The sequence below is a fragment of the Kitasatospora sp. NPDC001225 genome, from assembly GCF_053597855.1.
Genome location: NZ_JBSFJC010000071.1, coordinates 1 through 21,754, shown reverse-complemented (window position 1 = coordinate 21,754; position 21,754 = coordinate 1). Strand labels below are relative to the sequence as shown.

Genomic DNA, 21,754 nt, shown 5'->3' with positions numbered 1-21,754 from the left:
CACCGTGTCACGCTTCTCCAACCTGGGCCACCGGCTCTACCAGGGCGAGGTCAGCTTCGACTTCGTCGGTCGCCGCAAGCTCTGGTACTCCATCTCCGGCGTGATCGTGCTGGTCGCGGCGATCGGCCTGGCCATGGGCCTGCACCTGGGCATCGAGTTCAAGGGCGGCTCGGTCTACACCGTGGCCAAGCCCGGCCTGACGGTCTCCCAGGCGCAGGAAACCGCCGACGGGGTCGTCTCCTCGCACCCGCTGGTGCAGTCGACCGACAACGGCAAGATCCGCATCCAGGTCAGCACCGAGGAGCCGAAGAGCTCCGACGAGATCCGCTCCGAGCTCTCCCAGAAGCTCGGCGTGCCGCTGGACACCGTCGAGGCCCAGGTGATCGGCCCCAGCTGGGGCAAGCAGATCTCCCAGAAGGCGCTCACCGGCCTGGTCGTCTTCATGGTCCTGGTGACGGTCTACCTGGCGATCGCCTTCGAGTGGCGGATGGCGCTGGCCGCGCTGGTCGCCCTCATCCACGACCTCCTGATCACCATCGGCGTGTACGCCCTGGTGGGCTTCGAGGTCACCCCGGGTACGGTGATCGGCTTCCTGACGATCCTCGGTTACTCCCTCTACGACACGGTCGTCGTCTTCGACACCGTGAAGGAGAACACCAAGGGGATCACCAAGCAGAACAAGCTCACCTACAGCGAGGCCGCCAACGCGGGCCTCAACCAGACCCTGGTGCGCTCGCTCAACACCACCGTGGTGGCGCTGCTGCCGGTCGCCGCGCTGCTGTTCATCGGCGGCGGCTTCCTGGGCGCCGGCACCCTGAACGACATCTCGCTCGCGCTGTTCATCGGTCTCGCGGCCGGTGCCTACTCCTCGATCTGCGTCGCCACCCCGCTGCTGGCGCAGCTCAAGGAGGAGCAGCCGGAGATGAAGGCGCTGCGCAAGCGGGTCCTCCAGCACCGGGCCTCGGCCGCCGCCAAGGCGGAGGCCGGGGACGCCGTCACGGCGGACGGGGAGCCGGACGACGAGGAGCAGCCTGCGGGTATGGTCGGACAGCGTGGCCGCTCGGCCGGCACCCGTGCCAAGGGCCGTCCGTCCACCAAGCGCTGAACCCGACCACGAACCCGAGGAACCCACCGTGACCACCGCCGACACCGCACTGGCCGAGCTGCTGAACAGCCGGATCCGGGACGTCCCGGACTACCCGAAGCCGGGTGTGCTGTTCAAGGACATCGCGCCGCTGCTCGCCGACGCCGAGGCCTTCGGCGCCCTCACCCGGGCGCTGGCGGACCGGGCCGCGGAGCTCGGTGCGACCAAGGTCGTGGGCCTGGAGGCGCGCGGCTTCGTGCTGGCGGCCCCGGCGGCCTTCGCGGCCGGGCTCGGCTTCGTGCCGATCCGCAAGCAGGGCAAGCTGCCCGGCGAGGTGTTCCGGCGCTCGTACGAGCTGGAGTACGGCTCGGCGACGCTGGAGGTGCAGTGCGACGCCTTCACGCCCGGTGAGCGGGTGCTGGTGGTGGACGACGTGCTGGCCACCGGTGGCACCATCGGCGCCTCGCTGGACCTGGTGAAGGAGGCCGGGGCCGAGCTGGCGGGCGTCGTGGTGCTGATGGAGCTGGGCTTCCTGGACGGCCGCGAGCGGCTGGCCGGGCACCTGGGCGGCGCTCCGCTGGAGACGCTGGTCACGGTCTGAGGGACTCGTCGGAAGGACGGCGGTCGGGACATCCGACCGCCGTCCTTCCGTTTCCTGGCCCGGCCGGATGAACACCCCGGCGCCCGGCTCGGTACCATGAAGATTCATCCCCTCCCGGTTGTCCCGGACCGTTCGGGCCTCGGCAGGGGTCGGCCCCGGTGCCCCGAGGAGTAGTCCTTGCCCGACGAGGTTGTGCCCACGGCCGAAGCGGCCACCCCCGAAAACCGTCCCACGCCCTCGGGGGCCACCCCGGCACGCCCGGCGCCGACCTCCTCGCGTTCGCTCGGCCCCTCCGGCCGCGGTTCCACCGGCGGCATGCGGGCCCGGCTGGCCCGCCTGGGCGGCCAGCGCTCCAGCGTGCTCAACCCCGTCCTGGAACCGCTGTTCCGCTCGATCCGGGCCAACGACCCCAAGGCCGACCCGGCTCTGCTGCGCGACATCGAGAAGGCGTACGCGGTGGCCGAGAAGTGGCACCGCGGGCAGAAGCGCAAGAGCGGCGACCCGTACATCACCCACCCGCTGGCCGTCGCGACGATCCTGGCCGAGCTCGGCATGGACGCCCCGACGCTGATGGCCGGGCTGCTGCACGACACCGTCGAGGACACCGACTACGGCCTGGAGACCCTGCGCAAGGACTTCGGCGACTCGGTGGCCCTGCTGGTGGACGGCGTCACCAAGCTGGACCGGGTCAAGTTCGGCGAGGCCGCGCAGGCCGAGACCGTCCGCAAGATGGTCGTGGCGATGGCCAAGGACCCGCGGGTCCTGGTGATCAAGCTGGCCGACCGCCTGCACAACATGCGCACGATGCGCTACCTCAAGCGGGAGAAGCAGGAGAAGAAGGCCCGCGAGACGCTGGAGATCTACGCCCCGCTGGCGCACCGGCTGGGCATGAACACCATCAAGTGGGAGCTGGAGGACCTCGCCTTCGCGATCCTCTACCCCAAGATGTACGACGAGATCGTCCGGCTGGTCGCCGAGCGCGCCCCCAAGCGGGACGAGTACCTGGCGACCGTCATCGACCAGGTCCAGGGGGACCTGCGGGGCGCCCGGATCACCGCCTCCGTCACCGGCCGGCCGAAGCACTACTACTCGGTCTACCAGAAGATGATCGTCCGGGGCCGGGACTTCGCCGAGATCTACGACCTGGTGGGCATCCGGGTCCTGGTCGACACCGTCCGCGACTGCTACGCGGCGCTGGGCACCATCCACGCGCGGTGGAACCCGGTGCCGGGGCGGTTCAAGGACTACATCGCGATGCCCAAGTTCAACATGTACCAGTCGCTGCACACCACGGTGATCGGCCCCGGGGGCAAGCCGGTCGAGCTGCAGATCCGCACCTTCGACATGCACCGGCGGGCCGAGTACGGCATCGCCGCGCACTGGAAGTACAAGCAGCGCGCGGTGGCCGGGGCCTCCAAGGTCCGCACCGACACCCCGACCCAGGTCCGCAAGGACGACAAGGCCGGCGCCGTCAACGAGATGGCCTGGCTGCGGCAGCTGCTGGACTGGCAGAAGGAGACCGCCGACCCGGGCGAGTTCCTGGAGTCGCTCCGCTTCGACCTGGCCAGCAACGAGGTCTTCGTCTTCACCCCCAAGGGCGACGTGATAGCCCTGCCGGCCGGGGCGACCCCGGTCGACTTCGCCTTCGCGGTGCACACCGAGGTCGGCTACCGGACGATAGGCGCCCGGGTCAACGGGCGGCTGGTGCCGCTGGAGTCGACCCTGGAGAACGGCGACACCGTCGAGGTGTTCACCTCCAAGGCGGAGAACGCCGGCCCGTCCCGGGACTGGCTGGGCTTCGTCAAGTCGCCGCGCGCCCGCAACAAGATCCGCGCCTGGTTCTCCAAGGAGCGCCGCGAGGAGGCGATCGAGCACGGCAAGGAGGCGATCGTCCGGGCGATGCGCAAGCAGGGCCTGCCGATCCAGCGGATCCTGACCGGCGACTCGCTGGTCACCCTGGCCCACGAGATGCGCTACCCCGACATCTCCTCGCTCTACGCCGCGATCGGCGAGGGCCACGTCGCCGCGCCGAACATCGTGCAGAAGCTGGTCCAGGCGCTCGGCGGCGAGGAGGGCGCGACCGAGGACCTGGCGGAGACCGCCACCCCGACCCACGACAACCGGCGCGCGGTGCGCCGCCGGGCCAAGGGCGACCCGGGCGTGATCGTCAAGGGCGTCGAGGACGTCTGGGTCAAGCTCTCCCGCTGCTGCACCCCGGTGCCGGGCGACCCGATCGTCGGCTTCGTGACCCGCGGCAACGGCGTCTCGGTGCACCGCGCCGACTGCGTCAACGTGGAGGCGCTGAACCAGCAGCCGGAGCGCATGATCGACGTCGAGTGGGCGGCCACCCAGTCCTCGGTCTTCCTGGTGGCCATCCAGGTCGAGGCGCTGGACCGCTCGCGGCTGCTGTCGGACGTCACCCGGGTGCTCTCCGACCAGCACGTCAACATCCTGTCGGCGGCGGTGCAGACCTCCCGGGACCGGGTGGCGATGAGCCGCTTCACCTTCGAGATGGGCGACCCGAAGCACCTGGGCCACGTGCTCAAGGCGGTGCGCGGCGTCGAGGGCGTGTACGACGTCTACCGCGTCACCTCCGCCCGCAAGTAGCGGCGGCCCCCGCCGGCAGCACGGCGGGGGAACGCGGAAGGCCCCCGGGAACGGTCCCGAGGGCCTTCGCCGTCCAGCGTGCCGGGGCGATCAGCCGCTGAACTCCTCCTGGCTCTTGTGCGCCTGGTCCAGCAGGGTCCGCACGCCGTCCAGCTCGGACTCCAGCTTGGCGATCCTGGAGGCGTTGCCGGCCGCGCGGGCCTTGTCCAGGTCGGCCTGGATCTTGTCGGCCTTCGCCTGGAACAGGCCCACCATGCCGGCCGCGCGGGCCTTGGCCTCCGGGTTGGAGCGCGACCACTCGGCCTCCTCGGCCTCGCGGATCGCCCGCTCGACCGCGTTCAGCCGGCCGTCCAGCTTCGGACGGACCTCGCGCGGCACGTGCCCGATCGCCTCCCAGCGCTCGTTGACCTCGCGCAGCGCGGCCTTGGCGGCCTTGAGGTCGGTGATCGGCAGGATCGTCTCGGCCTCGGAGGCCAGCGCCTCCTTGAGCTTCTGGTTCTCCACCTGCTCGGCGTCCCGCTCGCTGAACACCGCGGAGCGGGCCTGGAAGAAGACGTCCTGGGCGCCGCGGAACCGCGCCCACAGCTCGTCCTCGATGTCCCGCTGGGCCCGGCCGGCGGCCTTCCAGCGCGCCATCAGGTCGCGGTAGGCGGCCGCGGTGCTGCCCCAGTCCGTGGACGAGGACAGCGCCTCGGCCTCGGACACCAGCGCCTCCTTGGTCTGCCGGGCCTTCTCGCGCTCGGCGTCCAGGGTGGCGAAGTGCGCCTTGCGGTGCTTGGAGAAGACCGAGCGGGCGTGCGAGAAGCGGTGCCACAGCTCGTCGTCGCTCTTGCGGTCCAGCCGCGGCAGGCCCTTCCAGGTGTCCACCAGGGCGCGCAGCCGGTCCCCGGCCTCCCGCCACTGGGTGGACTCGGCGAGCTGCTCGGCCTCGGTGACCAGGGCCTCCTTGGCCGCACGGGCCTCGTCCTGGGCCTTGGCGCGGGCGGCCTTGCGCTCCTCGCGCCGGCTCTCGATCTCGCCGGTGAGCGTGTCCAGCCGCTTGGCCAGACCCTCCAGGTCGCCGACCGCGTGCCCCTCGACCACCTGGGCGCGCAGGTGCTCCAGCGCGGCCAGGGCGTCCTTGGCGGCCAGGTCGGTGGTCCGCACCCGCTTCTCCAGCAGGCCGATCTCCACCTCGATGCCCTGGTACTTGCGCTCGAAGTAGGCGAGGGCCTCCTCGGGCGAGCCGGCCTGCCAGGAACCGACGACTCGTTCGCCGTCGGCCGTCCTGACGTAGACCGTGCCCTGCTCGTCCACACGGCCCCACGGGTCGCTGCTCATAGCGCGTCCTCCACATGACGTCGCGCCCGCGCCGGGGCGGCGCGCGTCCGTCGTCCACAGTTGATGTGCGACGGACCGAAAGAGTCCGCCGTCCCCGTCCGCCGTGCCTTGCTGCCGAGGGTGACGGCTAGGCGGGTCCGGGCACCCTATACAACGCCAACATAGGCGACCAGGCCCGGTGCTGTCCGCATCCGGGCCGGGCGATTTCGGTCCGGGGCCGTGCGGGGGCGGCGCGCAGGCCACCCGCCGACGACCCCGGAGTCGGTCAACCCTTCGCCACCGTAACGGAGTTGAAGGTGACGTCGGCCATCGGGTGGCCGTCCGACGAGCCCTCCAGGGTGCCCGCGGCGGCGATCTTCTGCACCACGTCCAGGCCGCCGGTGACCTTGCCGAAGGGGGTGTAGTTCGGGGGCAGCTTGGTGTCCTTGTAGACCAGGAAGAACTGGCTGCCGTTGGTGCCCGGACCGGAGTTGGCCATCGCCACGGTGCCGGCCGGGTAGGTCGCGCCGGTCAGGTTCTCGTCCGCGAACTTGTAGCCGGGGCCGCCGGAGCCGCCCGGGACGGTCGCGCTGGCGGTCGGGTCGCCGCACTGCAGCACGAAGATGCCGTCGGTGGTGAGGCGGTGGCACTTGGTGTGGTCGAAGTACTGCTCACCGGCCAGGAAGGCGAAGGAGTTCACGGTGTGCGGGGCCTTCGCCGCGTCCAGCGCGATCGTCACCTTGCCGCAGTTGCTGTCCAGCGTCATGGCGTACGAGCCGCCCGCGTCGATCGTCATGGCCGGCTCGGCCTGCCACTGCTTGCCGTTGGGCGCGCCCGGCGCCGGGGCGGCGCAGCCCTCGACCGGCTTGCGGGTCGGGGCGGACGGCTCCTCGGTACCGGTCGGCGCGGCCTGGGCGCTGTTCGAGGCCTTCTTGTCGCCCTTGTCGTCCGAGCTGAACGCGCCGGTGGCGATCAGGGTGCCACCGCCGGCCAGGACCACGACGGCGAGCGAGGCGCCCAGGATCGTGTTGCGCCGCCTGCGCGCGGCCTGGGCCTCGACCCGGCGCTCCAACTGGCGCTCGTACTTCTCTCGGGCGAGCTGCCGCCGCCGCTGTTCGCTGCTGACCACCGGCCGTGTCTCCTACGGATGTGCGGGAAAAGTGGATGGATTCCGGAGCGGATCATCGCATCCCTCGGCGGCCAAGTGTAGGGACCGGGCCTGTAAGAACCCGGTGAACCTGCCGGGCCGCGGCGCCCCGCCGCCCGTATCTGGTTCGCAACCGGACCCGCGGCGCCGGTAGGCTGCACCTGAATCACCACTGGTGGCATCACCACTGGCAGCCGCCGCAGCCGACCGCCACACACCCGAAGGACGCGCGTGTTCATCGCCGGATTCCCCGCTGGAGCCTGGGGCACCAACTGCTACCTGGTCGCTCCGGCGGCCGGCGAGGAGTGCGTCATCGTCGATCCCGGCCACCAGGCGGCCCGCGGCGTCGAGGAGATGGTCCGCGAGCACCGGCTGAAGCCCGTCGCCGTGCTGCTCACCCACGGCCACATCGACCACGTGGCCTCGGTGGTCCCGGTCTGCGGCGCCCGCGGCGTCCCGGCCTGGATCCACCCCGAGGACCGGTACATGATGTCCGACCCGGAGAAGGCGCTCGGCCGCTCCCTGGGCACCCAGCTGATGGGCGAGCTCACCGTCGGCGAGCCCGACGACGTGCGCGAGCTCACCGACGGCGGCGTGCTGGAGCTGGCCGGCCTGAAGCTCACCGTGGACCACGCCCCGGGCCATACCGGGGGGTCGGTGACCTTCCGGACGCCCGGTGCCGAGGACCTCCCCCCGGTGCTGTTCTCGGGCGACCTGCTGTTCGCCGGCTCCATCGGGCGTACCGACCTCCCGGGCGGGGACAGCGAGGCGATCATGAACTCGCTGGCCCGGGTGTGCCTGCCCCTCGACGACTCCACCGTGGTCCTCTCCGGCCACGGCGGTCAGACCACCATCGGCCGCGAGCGCGCCACCAACCCCTACCTCCGACAGGCAGCAGGGGCGGCAGGCGCCCCGGCTTTCCCGCGACGAGGAATGTGACGGAAGAGAAGTTGAGCACCTTCACCGCCCCCAAGGGCACCTACGACCTGCTGCCCCCCAGCTCCGCGACCTTCCTGGCGATCCGCGAGCGCATCGCCGCGCCCGCCCGCCGGGCCGGTTACGGCTACGTCGAGACCCCGGTCTTCGAGGACGTGAAGCTGTTCTCCCGTGGTGTCGGCGAGTCCACCGACATCGTCTCCAAGGAGATGTACACCCTCACCACCAAGGGCGGCGACGAGCTCGCGCTGCGCCCCGAGGGCACCGCCTCGGTGCTGCGCGCCGCGCTCCAGGCCAACCTCCACAAGCAGGGCAACCTGCCGGTCAAGCTCTGGTACTCGGGCTCGTACTACCGCTACGAGCGCGCCCAGAAGGGCCGCTACCGCCAGTTCTCCCAGGTCGGCGCCGAGGCGATCGGGGCCGAGGACCCGGCGCTGGACGCCGAGCTGATCATCCTGGCCGACGACGCCTTCCGCTCGCTCGGGCTGAGCGACTACTCGCTGCTGCTCAACAGCCTCGGCGACAAGCAGTGCCGCCCGGTCTACCGTGCCGCGCTGATCGACTTCCTCGCCGGCCTGGACCTGGACGAGGAGACCCGCCGCCGCGCCGAGATCAACCCGCTGCGCGTCCTCGACGACAAGCGCGAGTCGGTGCAGGCCCAGCTGGTCGGCGCCCCGATGCTGCGCGACTACCTGTGCGAGGCCTGCAAGGCGTACGACGAGAAGGTCCGCGAGCTGCTCACCGCGGCGGGCGTGGCCTTCGTGGACGACCCCAAGCTGGTGCGCGGCCTGGACTACTACACCCGCACCACCTTCGAGTTCGTGCACAACGGCCTCGGCGCCCAGTCCGCGATCGGCGGCGGCGGCCGCTACGACGGCCTGTCCGAGATGATCGGCGGCCCGGCGCTGCCGTCCGTCGGCTGGGCGCTCGGCGTGGACCGCACCTACCTCGCACTGGAGGCCGAGGGCGTCGCCCTCGACCTGCCGGCGGCCACCTCCGTCTACGCCGTCGCGCTCGGCGAGGAGGCCAAGAACACCCTGTTCGCCAAGGTGGTCGAGCTGCGCCGGGCCGGCGTGGCCACCGACCTCGCCTTCGGCGTCAAGAGCATCAAGAACGCCATGAAGTCCGCCGACCGGTCCGGCGCCCGCTTCGCCCTGATCGCCGGGGACCGGGACCTCGCCGAGGGCGTCGTCCAGCTCAAGGACATGAGCACCGGCGAACAGACCCCCGTCGCCCTCGACGCACTCGTCACCACCCTGAAGGAGAAGCAGCTGTGATCCGCACGCACGACGCGGGCACGCTCCGCCCGGAGCACGCAGGCACCACCGTCACCCTGGCCGGCTGGGTCGCCCGCCGCCGCGACCACGGCGGCGTCGCCTTCATCGACCTGCGCGACGCCTCCGGCACCGTGCAGATCGTGGTCCGCGACCTCGACTCGGTACACGGCCTGCGCGCCGAGTACTGCGTCAAGGTCGTCGGCGACGTCCGGGTCCGCCCCGAGGGCAACGAGAACCCCGACATCCCGACCGGCGCCGTCGAGGTCGTCGTCAGCGCGATCGAGGTGCTCTCCGAGGCCGCCCCGCTGCCCTTCCCGGTCGCCGAGTACGAGCCGGGCACGGTCAACGAGGAGGTCCGGCTGCGCTACCGCTACCTGGACCTGCGCCGCGAGGGCCCGGCCAAGGGCCTGCGCCTGCGCTCCAAGGTCAACAACATCATCCGCCGGGTGATGGAGGAGAACGACTACCTCGACATCGAGACGCCGTACCTCACCCGCTCCACCCCCGAGGGCGCCCGCGACTTCCTCGTCCCGGTCCGCCTCCAGCCCGGCCACTGGTACGCCCTGCCGCAGTCGCCCCAGCTGTTCAAGCAGCTGCTGATGGTGGCCGGCATGGAGCGCTACTACCAGATCGCCCGCTGCTTCCGCGACGAGGACTTCCGCGCCGACCGGCAGCCGGAGTTCACCCAGCTGGACATCGAGGCCTCGTTCGTCGACCAGGAGGACGTCCTGGCCCTCGGCGAGAAGATCGTCGGCTCCATCTGGCGCGAGGTGCACGGGTACGAGATCCCGAACCCGCTGCCCCGGATGACCTACGCGGACGCCATGGGCCGCTACGGCTCGGACAAGCCGGACGTCCGCTTCGGCCAGGAACTCACCGACCTGACCGAGTACTTCAAGGGCACCGAGTTCCGCGTCTTCCAGGCCCCGTACGTCGGCGCCGTGGTCATGCCCGGCGGCGCCTCGCAGCCGCGCAAGCAGCTGGACGCCTGGCAGGACTGGGCCAAGGCGCGCGGCGCCAAGGGCCTGGCCTACGTGCTCATCGACGCCGAGACCGGCGAGCTGCGCGGCCCGGTCGCCAAGAACCTCTCCGCGGAGCATCTGGCCGGCCTCGCCGCCGCCGCGGGCGCCAAGAACGGCGACGCGGTCTTCTTCGCGGCCGGCAAGGAGCGCGCCTCCCAGGAGCTGCTCGGCGCCGCCCGTCTGGAGATCGGCCGCCGCTGCGAGCTGATCGACGAGTCCCAGTGGGCCTTCCTCTGGGTCGTCGACTTCCCGATGTTCGAGCCGATCGAGGACGACAAGGGCCAGTTCCAGGGCTGGCACGCGGTGCACCACCCGTTCACCGCCCCGACCGCGGAGTCGCTGGCCACCTTCGACACCGACCCGGGCTCGGCGCTCTCCAACGCCTACGACCTGGTCCTCAACGGCTCGGAGCTGGGCGGCGGTTCGATCCGTATCCACCAGCGCGACGTGCAGAAGCGGGCGTTCGACGCGATCGGTCTCTCCGAGGAGGAGGCGGCCTCGCAGTTCGGCTTCCTGCTGGACGCCTTCAACTACGGCCCGCCGCCGCACGGCGGTGTCGCCTTCGGCCTGGACCGCATCGTCACCCTGCTGGGCGGGTACGACACCATCCGGGACGTCATCGCCTTCCCGAAGACGTCCACCGGCGGCGACCCGCTGACCGGCGCCCCGACCCCGATCACCCCGGCGCAGCGCCGCGAGGCCGGCGTGGACGCCAAGCCGAAGGTCCGCGAGGACGCCAAGGGCGAGGCCCAGCCCCAGTCCTGACACCGCGTCATCCGCTAACCTGCAACGGCCCCGGACGGCTCACCCGCCGTCCGGGGCCGGTCCACAACGGTGTGTGACACAGGGAGGGTTGACTCTTGCAGGTGACCACAAGAATCGAATGTCCGGAGGACGCCCCGGCGACCAGACGCGTCCACATGGCCGCGTTCCCCGGCCCGGACGAGGCGGACCTGGTGGACGCGCTGCGCCGCGACCCCGCCTGGCTGCCCGGGCTGTCCGTGGTGGCGGTCGACGGGGCCGGGCTGGTGATCGGCCACGCGCTGCTCACCCGGTTGCTCGTCGGCGACGGCAAGGCGCTGGCGCTCGGGCCGGTCGCGGTGGCGCCCGAGTGGCAGCGCCGGGGCGTCGGCGAGCTGGTCGTCCGGGCCGCGCTGGCGGCGGCCGAGGACGCGGGCGAGAAGCTCGTGGTCGTCCTCGGCGACCCGGAGTACTACGCGCGGTTCGGCTTCGCACCGGCCGGGCGGCACGAGGTCACCGGCCCGTTCGAGGTGCCGGAGGCGTACTTCCAGGTGCTGCCGCTGCCGTCGTACGACGGCACCCCGCGCGGGCTCTGCCGCTACCCCGAGCCCTTCGTCGCCGTCTAGCCTCTCCCAGGCACCTCTCCCCAGGGCCGGTCCACGAGACCGGCCCCGGTCGCCACAGCCCCCCGCCGACCTGCGGAACCGGCCGTGGGCGCCTACGGTGAGTGCTGATCAGCATTCAGCCGGACGGAGGAACCGAGGGTGGCCGAGCAGCAGCGGACCGGGAAACCGGCGCGACTGGCCAGGAAGCCGTACGAGCGGGAGCTGCTGCGCCTCCAGGAGGAGCTGGTGAAGCTCCAGGAGTGGGTGCGCGTCGAGGGCGCCCGGCTGGTGGTGGTCTTCGAGGGGCGCGACGCCGCGGGCAAGGGCGGGGCGATCAAGCGGGTGACGGAGTACCTCAACCCCCGCATCGCCCGGGTCGCGGCGCTGCCCACACCGACCGAGCGGCAGAAGACCCAGTGGTACTTCCAGCGGTACGTCGAGCACCTGCCGGCCGCCGGGGAGATCGTCCTGTTCGACCGCAGCTGGTACAACCGCGCGGGCGTCGAGCGGGTGATGGGCTTCTGCACCGACGAGGAGTACTGGCAGTTCCTGCACCAGTGCCCGACCTTCGAGCGGATGCTCACCGAGTCGGGCGTCCTGCTGCGCAAGTACTGGTTCTCGGTGAGCGACACCGAGCAGCAGCGGCGCTTCCGGGACCGGCTGGAGGACCCGATGAAGCGCTGGAAGCTCTCCCCGATGGACGTCGAGTCGATCACCCGCTGGGAGGACTACTCGCGGGCCAAGGACGAGATGTTCATCCACACCGACACCCCGGACTCGCCGTGGCACGTGGTGGAGAGCGACGACAAGCGCCGGGCCCGGATCAACATGATCGCCCACCTGCTGTCCACCGTGCCGTACCACGAGATCAGGGAGCCGCGGGTGCAGCTGCCGCCCCGCCCCGCCTCGCGCGGCTACGAGCGGCCCCCGCGGGACCTCCAGAAGTACGTCCCGGACCACGCCGCCGGGCTGGAGTAGGACGGGCCCGCGCAGCTCTTGGCGGGCTGTCCGAGCCCTCGCATAGGCTTCCGGTGTGGACGAACCGGACCTCTTCACCGCCGCCGCCGAGGAACGCCAGACCAGGGAGCCCGGCCGGGCGCCCCTGGCCGTACGGATGCGTCCGCGCACCCTGGACGAGGTGGCCGGGCAGCGGCAGCTGCTGAAGCCCGGCTCGCCGCTGCGCCGCCTGGTCGGGAGCTCGCGCGGCCCGGCGGCGACCAGCTCGGTGATCCTCTGGGGCCCTCCCGGCACCGGCAAGACCACCCTGGCGCACGTGATCAGCCAGGCGGTCGAGGGCCGCTTCGTGGAGCTGTCCGCGATCACCGCCGGGGTCAAGGAGGTCCGGGCGGTGATCGACGGTGCCCGGCGGGCGGTCGGGATGTCCGGCCGGGAGACGGTGCTCTTCCTGGACGAGATCCACCGCTTCTCCAAGGCCCAGCAGGACTCGCTGCTGCCCGCCGTGGAGAACCGCTGGGTCACCCTGATCGCGGCGACGACGGAGAACCCGTACTTCTCGGTGATCTCCCCGCTGCTGTCCCGCTCGCTGCTGCTCACCCTGGAGTCGCTGACCGACGAGGACATCCGGGCGCTGCTGCGCCGCGCGGTGGCCGACGAGCGCGGGCTGGAGGGGGCGCTGGAGCTGACCGCGGAGGCCGAGGACCACCTGGTGCGCCTGGCCGGCGGGGACGCCCGGCGGGCGCTCACCACGCTGGAGGCGGCGGCCGGGGCGGCGCTGGAGAAGGGCGAGCCGAGCATCACGCTGGCCACCACCGAGACGGCGGTCAACCAGGCGGCGGTGCGCTACGACAAGGACGGCGACCAGCACTACGACGTGGCGAGCGCGCTGATCAAGTCGATCCGCGGCAGCGACGTGGACGCCACCCTGCACTACCTGGCCCGGATGATCGAGGCGGGGGAGGACCCGCGGTTCATCGCCCGCCGGCTGATGATCTCGGCCAGCGAGGACGTCGGCCTGGCCGACCCGACGGCCCTGCAGACGGCGGTGGCGGCGGCCCAGGCGGTGGCCCTGATCGGCTTCCCGGAGGCCCGGATCATCCTCTCCCAGGCGGCCATCGCGCTGGCCCTGGCGCCCAAGTCCAACGCCGCCTACCTGGCGATCGACGCGGCGCTGGCGGACGTCCGGCAGGGCCTGGCGGGCGCCGTCCCGTCCCACCTGCGGGACGCGCACTACGGCGGCGCGGGCAAGCTCGGCCACGGCAAGGGCTACCGCTACCCGCACGACCTGCCGGAGGGCATCGCCGCCCAGCAGTACGCGCCGGACGCGGTGCACGGCCGGGAGTACTACCAGCCGACCAGGCGCGGTGGCGAGGCCCGGTACGCGGAGGTCGTGGAGTGGACGCGCGGGCGGCTGCGCGGGGAGCGCAGGGTGGAGAAGAAGGCCGAGCAGAAGCCCGAGCAGAAGCCGCGGAAGGCGGCGGCGGGGGCCGAGGAGCAGCCCGGGGAAAAGGGCGAGTGATCCACCGGTATACTCGATCGGAGTGCCATGTCCCGGGACGGCGGCGGGGGAGACCCCACCGACCGGCCGCACCAGCGGGACACCGGCCGTAGGCCCCCTCGAGGGGCCCGCACCAGGAGCGTCGCGCACCGTTTCGGTGTCGCGGACGGGCCCGGATTCCGGGCCGGTCCGTGTGACCAGCACTTCCGTGCCCGGCTCCGGAGAGCGGCTGACCGCATCGCCTCGGCGATGGGTTGTCTCCGGGTCGCGAGATGCGACCTCCGTCAACACCTGGTGAAGCCGTATTCGTAAGCAAGGAAGGTTTGGTTCATGGCGAACCAGAAGCGTCCCAAGGTCAAGATCGCGCGTGCGCTCGGCGTGCCGCTGACCCCGAAGTCCGTCAAGTACTTCGAGGCCCGCCCGTACCCGCCCGGCCAGCACGGCCGTGGCCGCAAGCAGAACTCGGACTACAAGGTCCGTCTGCTCGAGAAGCAGCGTCTGCGCGCCCAGTACGACCTGAGCGAGAAGCAGATGGCGCGCGCGTTCGACCGCGCGAAGAAGGCCGAGGGCAAGACCGGTGAGGCGCTCGTCGCCGACCTGGAGACCCGTCTGGACTCCCTGGTCCTGCGTTCGGGCATCGCCCGCACCATCTACCAGGCCCGCCAGATGGTCGTCCACGGCCACATCGAGGTCAACGGCGGCAAGGTCAACAAGCCGTCGTTCCAGATGAAGCCGGGCTTCGTGGTCACCGTCCGCGAGCGCTCCAAGGAGAAGGTCCCCTTCCAGGTCGCCCGTGAGGGTGGCTACGCGGGTGAGGGCCAGACCCCGAAGTACCTCGAGGTCAACCTGAAGGCCCTGGCCTTCCGCCTGGACCGTGCGCCGCAGCGCAAGGAGGTCCCGGTGATCTGTGACGAGCAGCTGGTCGTCGAGTACTACTCGCGCTGACCCGGTTCCGCTCTTCGCGACACCACGAGCGAGCCCCCGCCGCCTTTCGAGGCGACGGGGGCTCGCCCCTTTTCCGCTGTTCCCGCTGTTCCTCCCGCTGCCGTCAGATGCTCTCGCCGGCCATCGCGGCGGCCAGCCGCAGGTGCGGGCGGGCCTCCTCGGCGCGGCCCTGGCGCTCCAGGGTGCGGCCGAGCATCAGCCGGGCGTAGTCCTCGGCCGGGTCGGCCTCCAGGATCCGCAGCAGCTCGGCCTCGGCGCGCCGCAGCTGGGCCGAGTGGAAGTAGCTGCGGGCCAGCAGCATCCGGACCGAGAGGTTGGTCGGCTCCTCGGCCAGGACGCCTTCGAGCATGCGGGCCGCGTCGGTGTACGCCTTGGAATCGAAGTAGAACTTCGCCATGCGGTACTCGTTGGCGGCGTTGTGGACGGCCATGGTGCTCCTTCCGAGCAGTTCCTTGCCTCCTCAAGCAATCGGCAAGTTTCAACTATTCCGCACCGCCGAGGGCGCCGGCGCGGGCGGCACCGCGCGGGGATCCGGCACCGGCTCCGCGCCCTCCGCCGCGCCCCCGCCGCCGAGCGCCCGGGCGACCGCCGCGTCCAGGTCCAGCAGGGTGCCGGCCTCGTAGCACTCCTCGTACTCCTGGGCGCTCAGCCCGGCCAGGGCCCGCTCCGCGCACTCCTGGTGCGGGCCGAAGAAGTTCCGCGAGCCCAGGAACGGGTTGCCGACCGCGCGCCAGATCCGGTGCGCGGCCCCCTGGAGCACCCGGGCCTCGCGCAGGTCGCCCGGCTCGCCCGGGCGGCTCGGCTCGGTCTCCAGCAGCGCCAGCAGGTCGATGCCCAGCACGATGCCGAGCAGGTCGCGGAAGAGGTGGTTCAGCCGCACGCACTCCCGGGCCAGCATCCGGGCGGGCTGGACCGCGCCGTCCAGCCAGTGCGAGTACGCCATCGCGTAGAGCACGTACCCGTAGGCCCACTGCTCGCCGTGCTCCTCGCACAGCTCGCGGGCCTGGCCGAACCAGAGCTCGCCGCTGTCCAGGTCGCCCTGGAACAGGTAGGCCAGGCCCAGCTCCAGCATGGCCATCACCACGTTGCTGTTGAGCTCGCCGATGGTCCGGTAGTGCCAGAGCGCCTCCTCGAACAGCTCGGCGGCCCGGTCGGGGTCGTCGCCGACCAGGGCGACGCAGCCCTGGCGGTGGACGGCGTGGGCCAGGGCCCGGTCGTCGCCGGTGTTCAGGGCCTGGCGGCGGCACTCCTCCAGCGCCGGGCGGGCGAAGCCGAGGTCGCCCTGGAGGGTGGCCGTGTAGCCGGTCACCCAGAGCGCCTTGGCCCGGGCCTCGGTGGGCTCGCGATCCAGGGCGAGCGCCCGGTCCAGCCAGTGCCGCCCCTCGCCGAGGTGGCCGCAGCCGATCCAGTAGAACCAGAGGGTGCCGGCCAGCAGCAGGGCGATCTGCTCCTCGCCGGGCTCGGCGAGGCAGAACTCCAGCGCCGCGCGGAGGTTGCCGTGGGCCAGCTGGGTGCGCTCGGCGGTCTCCGCCTGCCGGGGGCCGAACCACTCGACCTCGCCCCAGGTGGCGACGCCCAGGTACCAGTCCCGGTGGCGGCGCAGCAGCCGCGGCTCCTCGCCTGCGGCCCGCAGCCACTGGCCGCCGTACTCGCGCAGGGTGTCCAGCAGCCGGAAGCGCACGCCGAAGGCGCTGTCCTCGCGCAGCACCACGGACTTGGCGACCAGCTCGTCGAGCAGGTCGAGCACCTCTTCGGCCTCGATGCCCTCGCCGGCGCAGACGTACTCGGCGGCCTCCAGGTCGAAACCGCCGGCGAAGACCGACAGGCGGGCCCAGAGTAAACGTTCCTGCACGGTGCAGAGCTCATGGCTCCAGCCGATCGTCGTGCGCAGCGCCCGGTGCCGGGGCAGAGCAGTCCGGGAGCCGCCGGTGAGCAGCCGGAAGCGGTCGTCCAGCCGGGCGGTGACCTGCTCCACCGACAGCGCGCGGAGCCGGCCGGCGGCCAGCTCCACGGCCAGCGGGATGCCGTCCAGCCGGCGGCAGAGCAGCGCGACCGCCTCCGCGTTGTCCTCCGTCACCTCGAAGGACGGCAGCACCGCCCGGGCCCGGTCGGCGAACAGCCGCACCGCGTCCGGCAGCGCGCCCGACCGCACCGGGCCGGCGGGCGCCGGGCCGACCGGCAGCGGCGCGAGGGTCAGCAGGTGCTCGCCCGAGGCCCGCAGCGCGGTGCGGCTGGTGGTCAGCAGCCGCAGCTCGGGCAGCGCCCGCAGCAGCGCGTCGGCCAGTTCGGCGCAGGCCTCCACCAGGTGCTCGCAGCCGTCCAGCACCAGCAGCAGGCGCCGGCCGTCCAGCCGGTCGGTCAGGACGTCCAGCGGCGGACGGGCGCCGCTGTCGGTGAGCCGCAGCGCCTCCAGGACGGCGTGGCCGAGCAGCAGCCGGTCCTGCACGGGGGCCACGTCCACCAGCCAGGTGCCGTCCGGGAACGCGTCGGCCGCCCGGGCCGCCGCGCGCAGGGCCAGCCGGCTCTTGCCCACGCCGCCCGGCCCGGTGACCGTCACCAGCCGGGCCGTGGCCAGCAGGCCGGCCAGCTCGGCCAGCTCGCCCCGCCGCCCGACGAAGCCGGTCAGCTCGGCCGGCAGCCGGCCGGGCTCCGGCTCGGGCGGCCCCGCCTCGGGCCCCGCGGGCTCCGCTCTCCAGTCCCCGGCCAAGGGCTGCTCCCCGTGCTCCAGGCCGGACCGTCGCGGTCCGGACGTGCGTCGGGCCGTACGGGCGACGGCCTGCCAGGCAGAACGAGGTGACCGGCCGGTAGGTTACGCGCGCCGATCGCACACCCGACCGGATCGCCGGGGAGAGAACCCGGTCCGGAAACCGGGCGTCGGCGCGATAGGGTTCCCTCTGAAGAGCTGCAAGGCGAGGGAGCGCGCAAAGGTGTCCGTGGGAGAGCTGGCCGGATTGCTCGTCGCCGTCTTCTGGGCGGTCCTGGTCACCCTGCTCGCCGTGGTGCTGGTCCGCCTCTCCCGGGTCCTCAAGGAGGCCGCCGTCCTGGTCTCCGCCGTCACCGAGCAGGCCGTCCCGCTGCTGACCGACGCGGGCGCCGCGGTGCGCAGCGCCAACGAGCAGCTGGAGCGGGTGGACGAGATCACCGCCAACGTGCAGGACGCCGCCGCCAACGCCAACGCGCTCTCCTCCACCGTGGCCGCCACCCTGGGCGGACCGCTGGTGAAGGTCGCGGCGTTCAGCTACGGCGTGCGCAAGGCCGTCGCCCGGCAGCAGGGCGGCGTGCCGCCGGCGCCCTCGCAGGCCGGCGAGCGCGAGGAGCTGGCCCGGCTGATCCGGGCCGAGGTCCGCGCCGCGACGGCGCCCAGGAACGGACTGTTCTCCCGGGTCCGGCGCGCGGTGAGGGGCTGACGGCATGGTGCGACGCATCTTCTGGATGGCGGTCGGCGCCGGCGCCACCGTCTGGGCCATGAACAAGGCCAACGAGGCCGTGCACCGGCTGACCCCGGACAGCCTCTCCGGCACCGCCGCCCGCGGCGCGCTGCACCTGGGCGACCTGGCCAAGCAGTTCGCCCAGGACGTGAGGGCCGGCATGGCCGAGCGCGAGGAGCAGCTGAAGGACGACCTCGGGCTGCACGGCACCGCCGTGGTGGAGCCCCGCGGCGACCGCCGGGTCCTGCGCGGCGAGCCGCAGTACCGAGCTATCTCGGCGGTGCCCGGTAGCCCGGCCGCCGCCCTGCCTCCGTCCCGCAGCGCCCGTACCACCCCCCAGACCACTGAAGAAACGCCCCGCCGCGCCCTGCCGCCGCGGGGCGGCACCCCGAACCGGAAGGACCACTAATGGAGTCGGCTGAGATCCGCCGCCGCTGGCTGCGCTTCTTCGAGGAGCGCGGCCACACCGTCGTTCCGTCGGCGTCCCTGGTCGCCGACGACCCCACCCTGCTGCTCGTCAACGCCGGCATGGTGCCGTTCAAGCCCTACTTCCTGGGCGAGGTCAAGCCGCAGTTCTCGCGCGCCACCAGCGTCCAGAAGTGCGTGCGCACCCTGGACATCGAGGAGGTCGGGAAGACCACCCGGCACGGCTCCTTCTTCCAGATGTGCGGCAACTTCTCCTTCGGCGACTACTTCAAGGAAGGAGCCATCAAGTTCGCCTGGGAGCTGCTCACCACTCCCGTCGCGGACGGTGGCTACGGCCTGGAGAAGGAGAAGCTCTGGATCACCGTCTACAAGGACGACGACGAGGCCGAGCAGATCTGGCGTGACGTCATCGGCGTGCCCTCGGAGCGCATCCAGCGCCTGGGCATGAAGGACAACTTCTGGTCGATGGGCGTCCCCGGCCCGTGCGGCCCGTGCTCGGAGATCAACTACGACCGCGGCCCCGCGTACGGCGAGGAGGGCGGCCCGGCCGTCAACGGCGAGCGCTACCTGGAGATCTGGAACCTGGTCTTCATGCAGTACGAGCGCGGCCACGGCGACGGCAAGGACGGTTTCGAGATCCTCGGCGACCTGCCGAGCCGGAACATCGACACCGGCCTCGGCCTGGAGCGCCTCGCCGCCATCCTGCAGGGCGTCGACAACCTCTTCGAGATCGACACCAGCCGGATGATCCTCGACCGCGCCGCCGAGCTCACCGGCCACACCTACGGCGCCGACCACAAGGCGGACGTCTCGCTGCGCGTGGTCACCGACCACATCCGCACCGCGCTGATGCTGATCGGCGACGGCGTCACCCCCGGCAACGAGGGCCGCGGCTACGTGCTGCGCCGCATCCTGCGCCGCGCCATCCGCAACATGCGCCTGCTGGGCGCCACCGGCGTGGTGGCCAAGGACCTCACCGACATCGCCATCAAGGCGATGGCCCCGCAGTACCCGGAGCTGGAGAGCGACCGCAAGCGCATCGAGACGGTCGTCGTCGGCGAGGAGGCGGCCTTCCTCCAGACCCTGAAGGCCGGCACCAACCTGCTGGACGCCGCGGTCACCGAGACCAAGCAGTCCGGCGGCGCGGTGCTCTCCGGCGACCAGGCGTTCAAGCTGCACGACACCTACGGCTTCCCGATCGACCTGACCCTGGAGATGGCCGAGGAGCAGGGCCTCCAGGTGGACGAGGCCGGCTTCCGCCGCCTGATGCAGGAGCAGCGGGACCGCGCCAAGGCCGACGCCAAGGCCAAGAAGATGGGCCACGCCGACGTCGCCGCGTACCGCGAGGTCGCCGACACGTCCGGCGCCAGCGTCTTCACCGGCTACTCGCTCACCGAGGGCGAGGCCACCGTGGTCGGCCTGCTGGTGGACGGCGTCCCGGCGCCGGCCGCCTCCGAGGGCGACGAGGTCGAGATCATCCTCGACCGCACCCCGTTCTACGCCGAGGGCGGCGGCCAGCTCGCCGACCAGGGCCGGATCCGGCTGGAGTCCGGCGCGGTGGTGGAGATCCGCGACGTGCAGCAGCCCGTCCCGGGCGTCATCGTGCACTCCGGCGGGGTGCTGTTCGGCGAGGTCGTGCTGGGCGCCTCGGCGTACGCCACGATCGACACCGAGCGCCGCCGGGCGATCGCCCGCGCCCACTCGGCCACCCACCTGACCCACCAGGCGCTGCGCGACGCGCTCGGCCCGACGGCCGCCCAGGCCGGCTCCGAGAACGCCCCCGGCCGCTTCCGCTTCGACTTCGGCTCGCCCGCCGCCGTTCCCGGCAGCGTGCTGGTCGACGTCGAGCAGAAGATCAACGACGTGCTGACCCGCGAGCTGGAGGTCACCGCCGAGGTCATGACGATGGACCAGGCCCGCAAGGCCGGCGCCATCGCGATGTTCGGCGAGAAGTACGGCGACGAGGTCCGGGTCGTCACCATCGGCGACTTCTCCAAGGAGCTGTGCGGCGGCACCCACGTCGGCAACACCGCCCAGCTGGGCCTGGTGAAGCTGCTCGGCGAGTCCTCGATCGGCTCCGGCGTGCGCCGCGTCGAGGCGCTGGTCGGCAGCGACGCCTACCGGTTCCTGGCCCGTGAGCACACCGTGGTCGCCCAGCTCACCGAGCTGGTCAAGGGCCGTCCGGAGGAGCTGCCGGAGAAGATCTCGGGCATGCTCGCCAAGCTCAAGGACGCCGAGAAGGAGATCGAGCGCTTCCGCGCCGAGAAGGTGCTGGCCGCCGCGGCGGGCCTGGCCGACTCGGCCGAGGACGTGCACGGCATCGCCGTGGTCGCCGCGCAGGTCGCCGACGGCGTGGGCGCGGACGAGCTGCGCAAGCTGGTCCTGGACGTGCGCGGCCGCCTCGGCTCGCGCCCGGCCGTGGTCGCCGCCTTCACCGTGGCGAACGACCGCCCGCTGACCGTGATCGCCACCAACGAGGACGCCCGCGGCCGCGGCATCAAGGCCGGCGAGCTGGTCCGGACCGCCGCCAAGACCCTCGGCGGCGGCGGTGGCGGCAAGGACGACGTCGCCCAGGGCGGCGGCTCCAACCCGGCCGCGGTCGGCGAGGCCATCGCCGCGGTGCTCGGCCTGGTCGCGGAGCGCGCCAGCTGATGGAGCTCGAGGAGAGGCCCTTCCGACGGGGGCGGCGGATCGCCGTCGACGTCGGGGACGCCCGGATCGGGGTCGCGTCCTGCGACCCCGACGGGGTGCTCGCCACGCCCGTGGAGACCGTCCCGGCCGGGGTGAAGTCGCAGGCCAGGATCGCCGCCATCGTCGAGGAGTACGACGCGATGGAGGTGATCGTCGGGCTGCCGCGTTCGCTCAGCGGCAAGGAGGGCCCGGCGGCGGAGAAGGTCCGGGCGTACGCGACCCGGCTGGCGAACCGGCTCTACCCGGTGCCGGTGCGGCTGGTGGACGAGCGGATGTCGACCGTCACCGCGACCCACGGGCTGCGCGCCTCGGGGGTCAAGGCGAAGAAGGGCCGCTCGGTGGTCGACCAGGCCGCCGCGGTGGTGATCCTGCAGACCGCCCTTGAGTCCGAACGGGTGAGCGGACGCCCCCCCGGTGAGAGCGTCGAGGCGGTCGGCTGACCGGTCTGATCTAACGTCCCGTTGAGGGGTCCGTGCGGACGCGTCCGCAC

General features: G+C 72.3%; 18 protein-coding genes. 14 read left to right on the top strand and 4 right to left on the bottom strand.

Annotation, left to right across the window (positions count from 1 at the left end; all coding sequences use genetic code 11):
- Positions 1-4: 4 nt before the first annotated feature.
- From secF to ACWDCZ_RS23645, 3 genes are all read left to right on the top strand, one after another.
- Positions 5-1,105, top strand: coding sequence for a protein translocase subunit SecF (gene secF / locus ACWDCZ_RS23655; RefSeq protein WP_049651823.1), 1,101 nt, complete (start codon positions 5-7; stop codon positions 1,103-1,105).
- A gap of 28 nt (positions 1,106-1,133) precedes the next feature.
- Positions 1,134-1,685: an adenine phosphoribosyltransferase gene (locus ACWDCZ_RS23650; RefSeq protein ID WP_049651822.1), complete on the top strand. Its 552-nt coding sequence runs from the start codon at positions 1,134-1,136 to the stop codon at positions 1,683-1,685.
- 177 nt (positions 1,686-1,862) lie between these two features.
- Complete coding sequence (locus tag ACWDCZ_RS23645; RefSeq protein ID WP_181970527.1) at positions 1,863-4,292, top strand: RelA/SpoT family protein; 2,430 nt, start codon at positions 1,863-1,865, stop codon at positions 4,290-4,292.
- A gap of 90 nt (positions 4,293-4,382) precedes the next feature.
- Here ACWDCZ_RS23645 and ACWDCZ_RS23640 read toward each other — a convergent pair whose 3' ends face one another.
- Together ACWDCZ_RS23640 and ACWDCZ_RS23635 are read right to left on the bottom strand one after the other, a co-directional pair.
- The gene (locus ACWDCZ_RS23640; protein WP_449816894.1) at positions 4,383-5,612 is read right to left on the bottom strand and encodes a DUF349 domain-containing protein; all 1,230 of its coding nucleotides are present in this window, start codon (positions 5,610-5,612) and stop codon (positions 4,383-4,385) included.
- 265 nt (positions 5,613-5,877) lie between these two features.
- Positions 5,878-6,720: a peptidylprolyl isomerase gene (locus ACWDCZ_RS23635; RefSeq protein WP_049651820.1), complete on the bottom strand. Its 843-nt coding sequence runs from the start codon at positions 6,718-6,720 to the stop codon at positions 5,878-5,880.
- A 249-nt stretch (positions 6,721-6,969) separates the two neighbouring features.
- Between ACWDCZ_RS23635 and ACWDCZ_RS23630 the strand changes: the two genes are divergently transcribed.
- From ACWDCZ_RS23630 to rpsD, 7 genes are all read left to right on the top strand, one after another.
- Positions 6,970-7,677, top strand: coding sequence for an MBL fold metallo-hydrolase (locus tag ACWDCZ_RS23630; protein WP_049651819.1), 708 nt, complete (start codon positions 6,970-6,972; stop codon positions 7,675-7,677).
- Positions 7,678-7,688: 11 nt separating this feature from the next.
- Positions 7,689-8,951 (top strand): histidine--tRNA ligase, encoded by a 1,263-nt coding sequence (hisS, locus tag ACWDCZ_RS23625; RefSeq protein WP_449810852.1) that lies wholly within the window; start codon positions 7,689-7,691, stop codon positions 8,949-8,951.
- Entirely contained in the window at positions 8,948-10,738 is a 1,791-nt protein-coding gene (aspS, locus tag ACWDCZ_RS23620) for an aspartate--tRNA ligase (protein WP_049651817.1), read from the top strand. The genes hisS and aspS overlap by 4 nt, the downstream gene beginning before the upstream one ends.
- Positions 10,739-10,839: 101 nt before the next feature.
- A complete protein-coding gene (locus ACWDCZ_RS23615; protein ID WP_259316510.1) occupies positions 10,840-11,340 on the top strand; it encodes a GNAT family N-acetyltransferase in 501 nt (166 codons plus the stop codon).
- 138 nt (positions 11,341-11,478) lie between these two features.
- The gene (gene ppk2, locus ACWDCZ_RS23610) at positions 11,479-12,297 is read left to right on the top strand and encodes a polyphosphate kinase 2 (protein WP_117487155.1); all 819 of its coding nucleotides are present in this window, start codon (positions 11,479-11,481) and stop codon (positions 12,295-12,297) included.
- A gap of 55 nt (positions 12,298-12,352) precedes the next feature.
- On the top strand, positions 12,353-13,795 hold the full coding sequence (locus tag ACWDCZ_RS23605) for a replication-associated recombination protein A (protein WP_234348384.1): 1,443 nt from the start codon (positions 12,353-12,355) through the stop codon (positions 13,793-13,795).
- Positions 13,796-14,104: 309 nt separating this feature from the next.
- On the top strand, positions 14,105-14,719 hold the full coding sequence (gene rpsD / locus ACWDCZ_RS23600; protein ID WP_030240707.1) for a 30S ribosomal protein S4: 615 nt from the start codon (positions 14,105-14,107) through the stop codon (positions 14,717-14,719).
- A 103-nt stretch (positions 14,720-14,822) separates the two neighbouring features.
- Here the strand turns inward: rpsD and ACWDCZ_RS23595 are convergent, their stop codons facing one another.
- Complete coding sequence (locus ACWDCZ_RS23595; RefSeq protein WP_049651814.1) at positions 14,823-15,149, bottom strand: tetratricopeptide repeat protein; 327 nt, start codon at positions 15,147-15,149, stop codon at positions 14,823-14,825.
- A gap of 48 nt (positions 15,150-15,197) precedes the next feature.
- Entirely contained in the window at positions 15,198-17,426 is a 2,229-nt protein-coding gene (locus ACWDCZ_RS23590) for an ATP-binding protein (RefSeq protein ID WP_449816893.1), read from the bottom strand.
- Positions 17,427-17,646: 220 nt separating this feature from the next.
- On the opposite strand from ACWDCZ_RS23590, the gene ACWDCZ_RS23585 reads away from it, so the two are divergent.
- Genes ACWDCZ_RS23585 through ruvX form a run of 4 tightly spaced genes read left to right on the top strand, consistent with a single transcriptional unit; the run spans position 17,647 to position 21,704 of the window.
- A complete protein-coding gene (locus ACWDCZ_RS23585) occupies positions 17,647-18,126 on the top strand; it encodes a DUF948 domain-containing protein (protein ID WP_387966766.1) in 480 nt (159 codons plus the stop codon).
- 4 nt (positions 18,127-18,130) lie between these two features.
- Complete coding sequence (locus tag ACWDCZ_RS23580; RefSeq protein ID WP_375876759.1) at positions 18,131-18,556, top strand: DUF6167 family protein; 426 nt, start codon at positions 18,131-18,133, stop codon at positions 18,554-18,556.
- Positions 18,556-21,225, top strand: coding sequence for an alanine--tRNA ligase (alaS, locus tag ACWDCZ_RS23575; RefSeq protein WP_049653992.1), 2,670 nt, complete (start codon positions 18,556-18,558; stop codon positions 21,223-21,225). Before ACWDCZ_RS23580 ends, alaS begins: the two co-directional genes overlap by 1 nt.
- Positions 21,225-21,704, top strand: a complete 480-nt coding sequence (gene ruvX / locus ACWDCZ_RS23570; RefSeq protein WP_049653990.1) for a Holliday junction resolvase RuvX — start codon at positions 21,225-21,227, stop codon at positions 21,702-21,704. Before alaS ends, ruvX begins: the two co-directional genes overlap by 1 nt.
- Positions 21,705-21,754 lie beyond the last annotated feature (50 nt).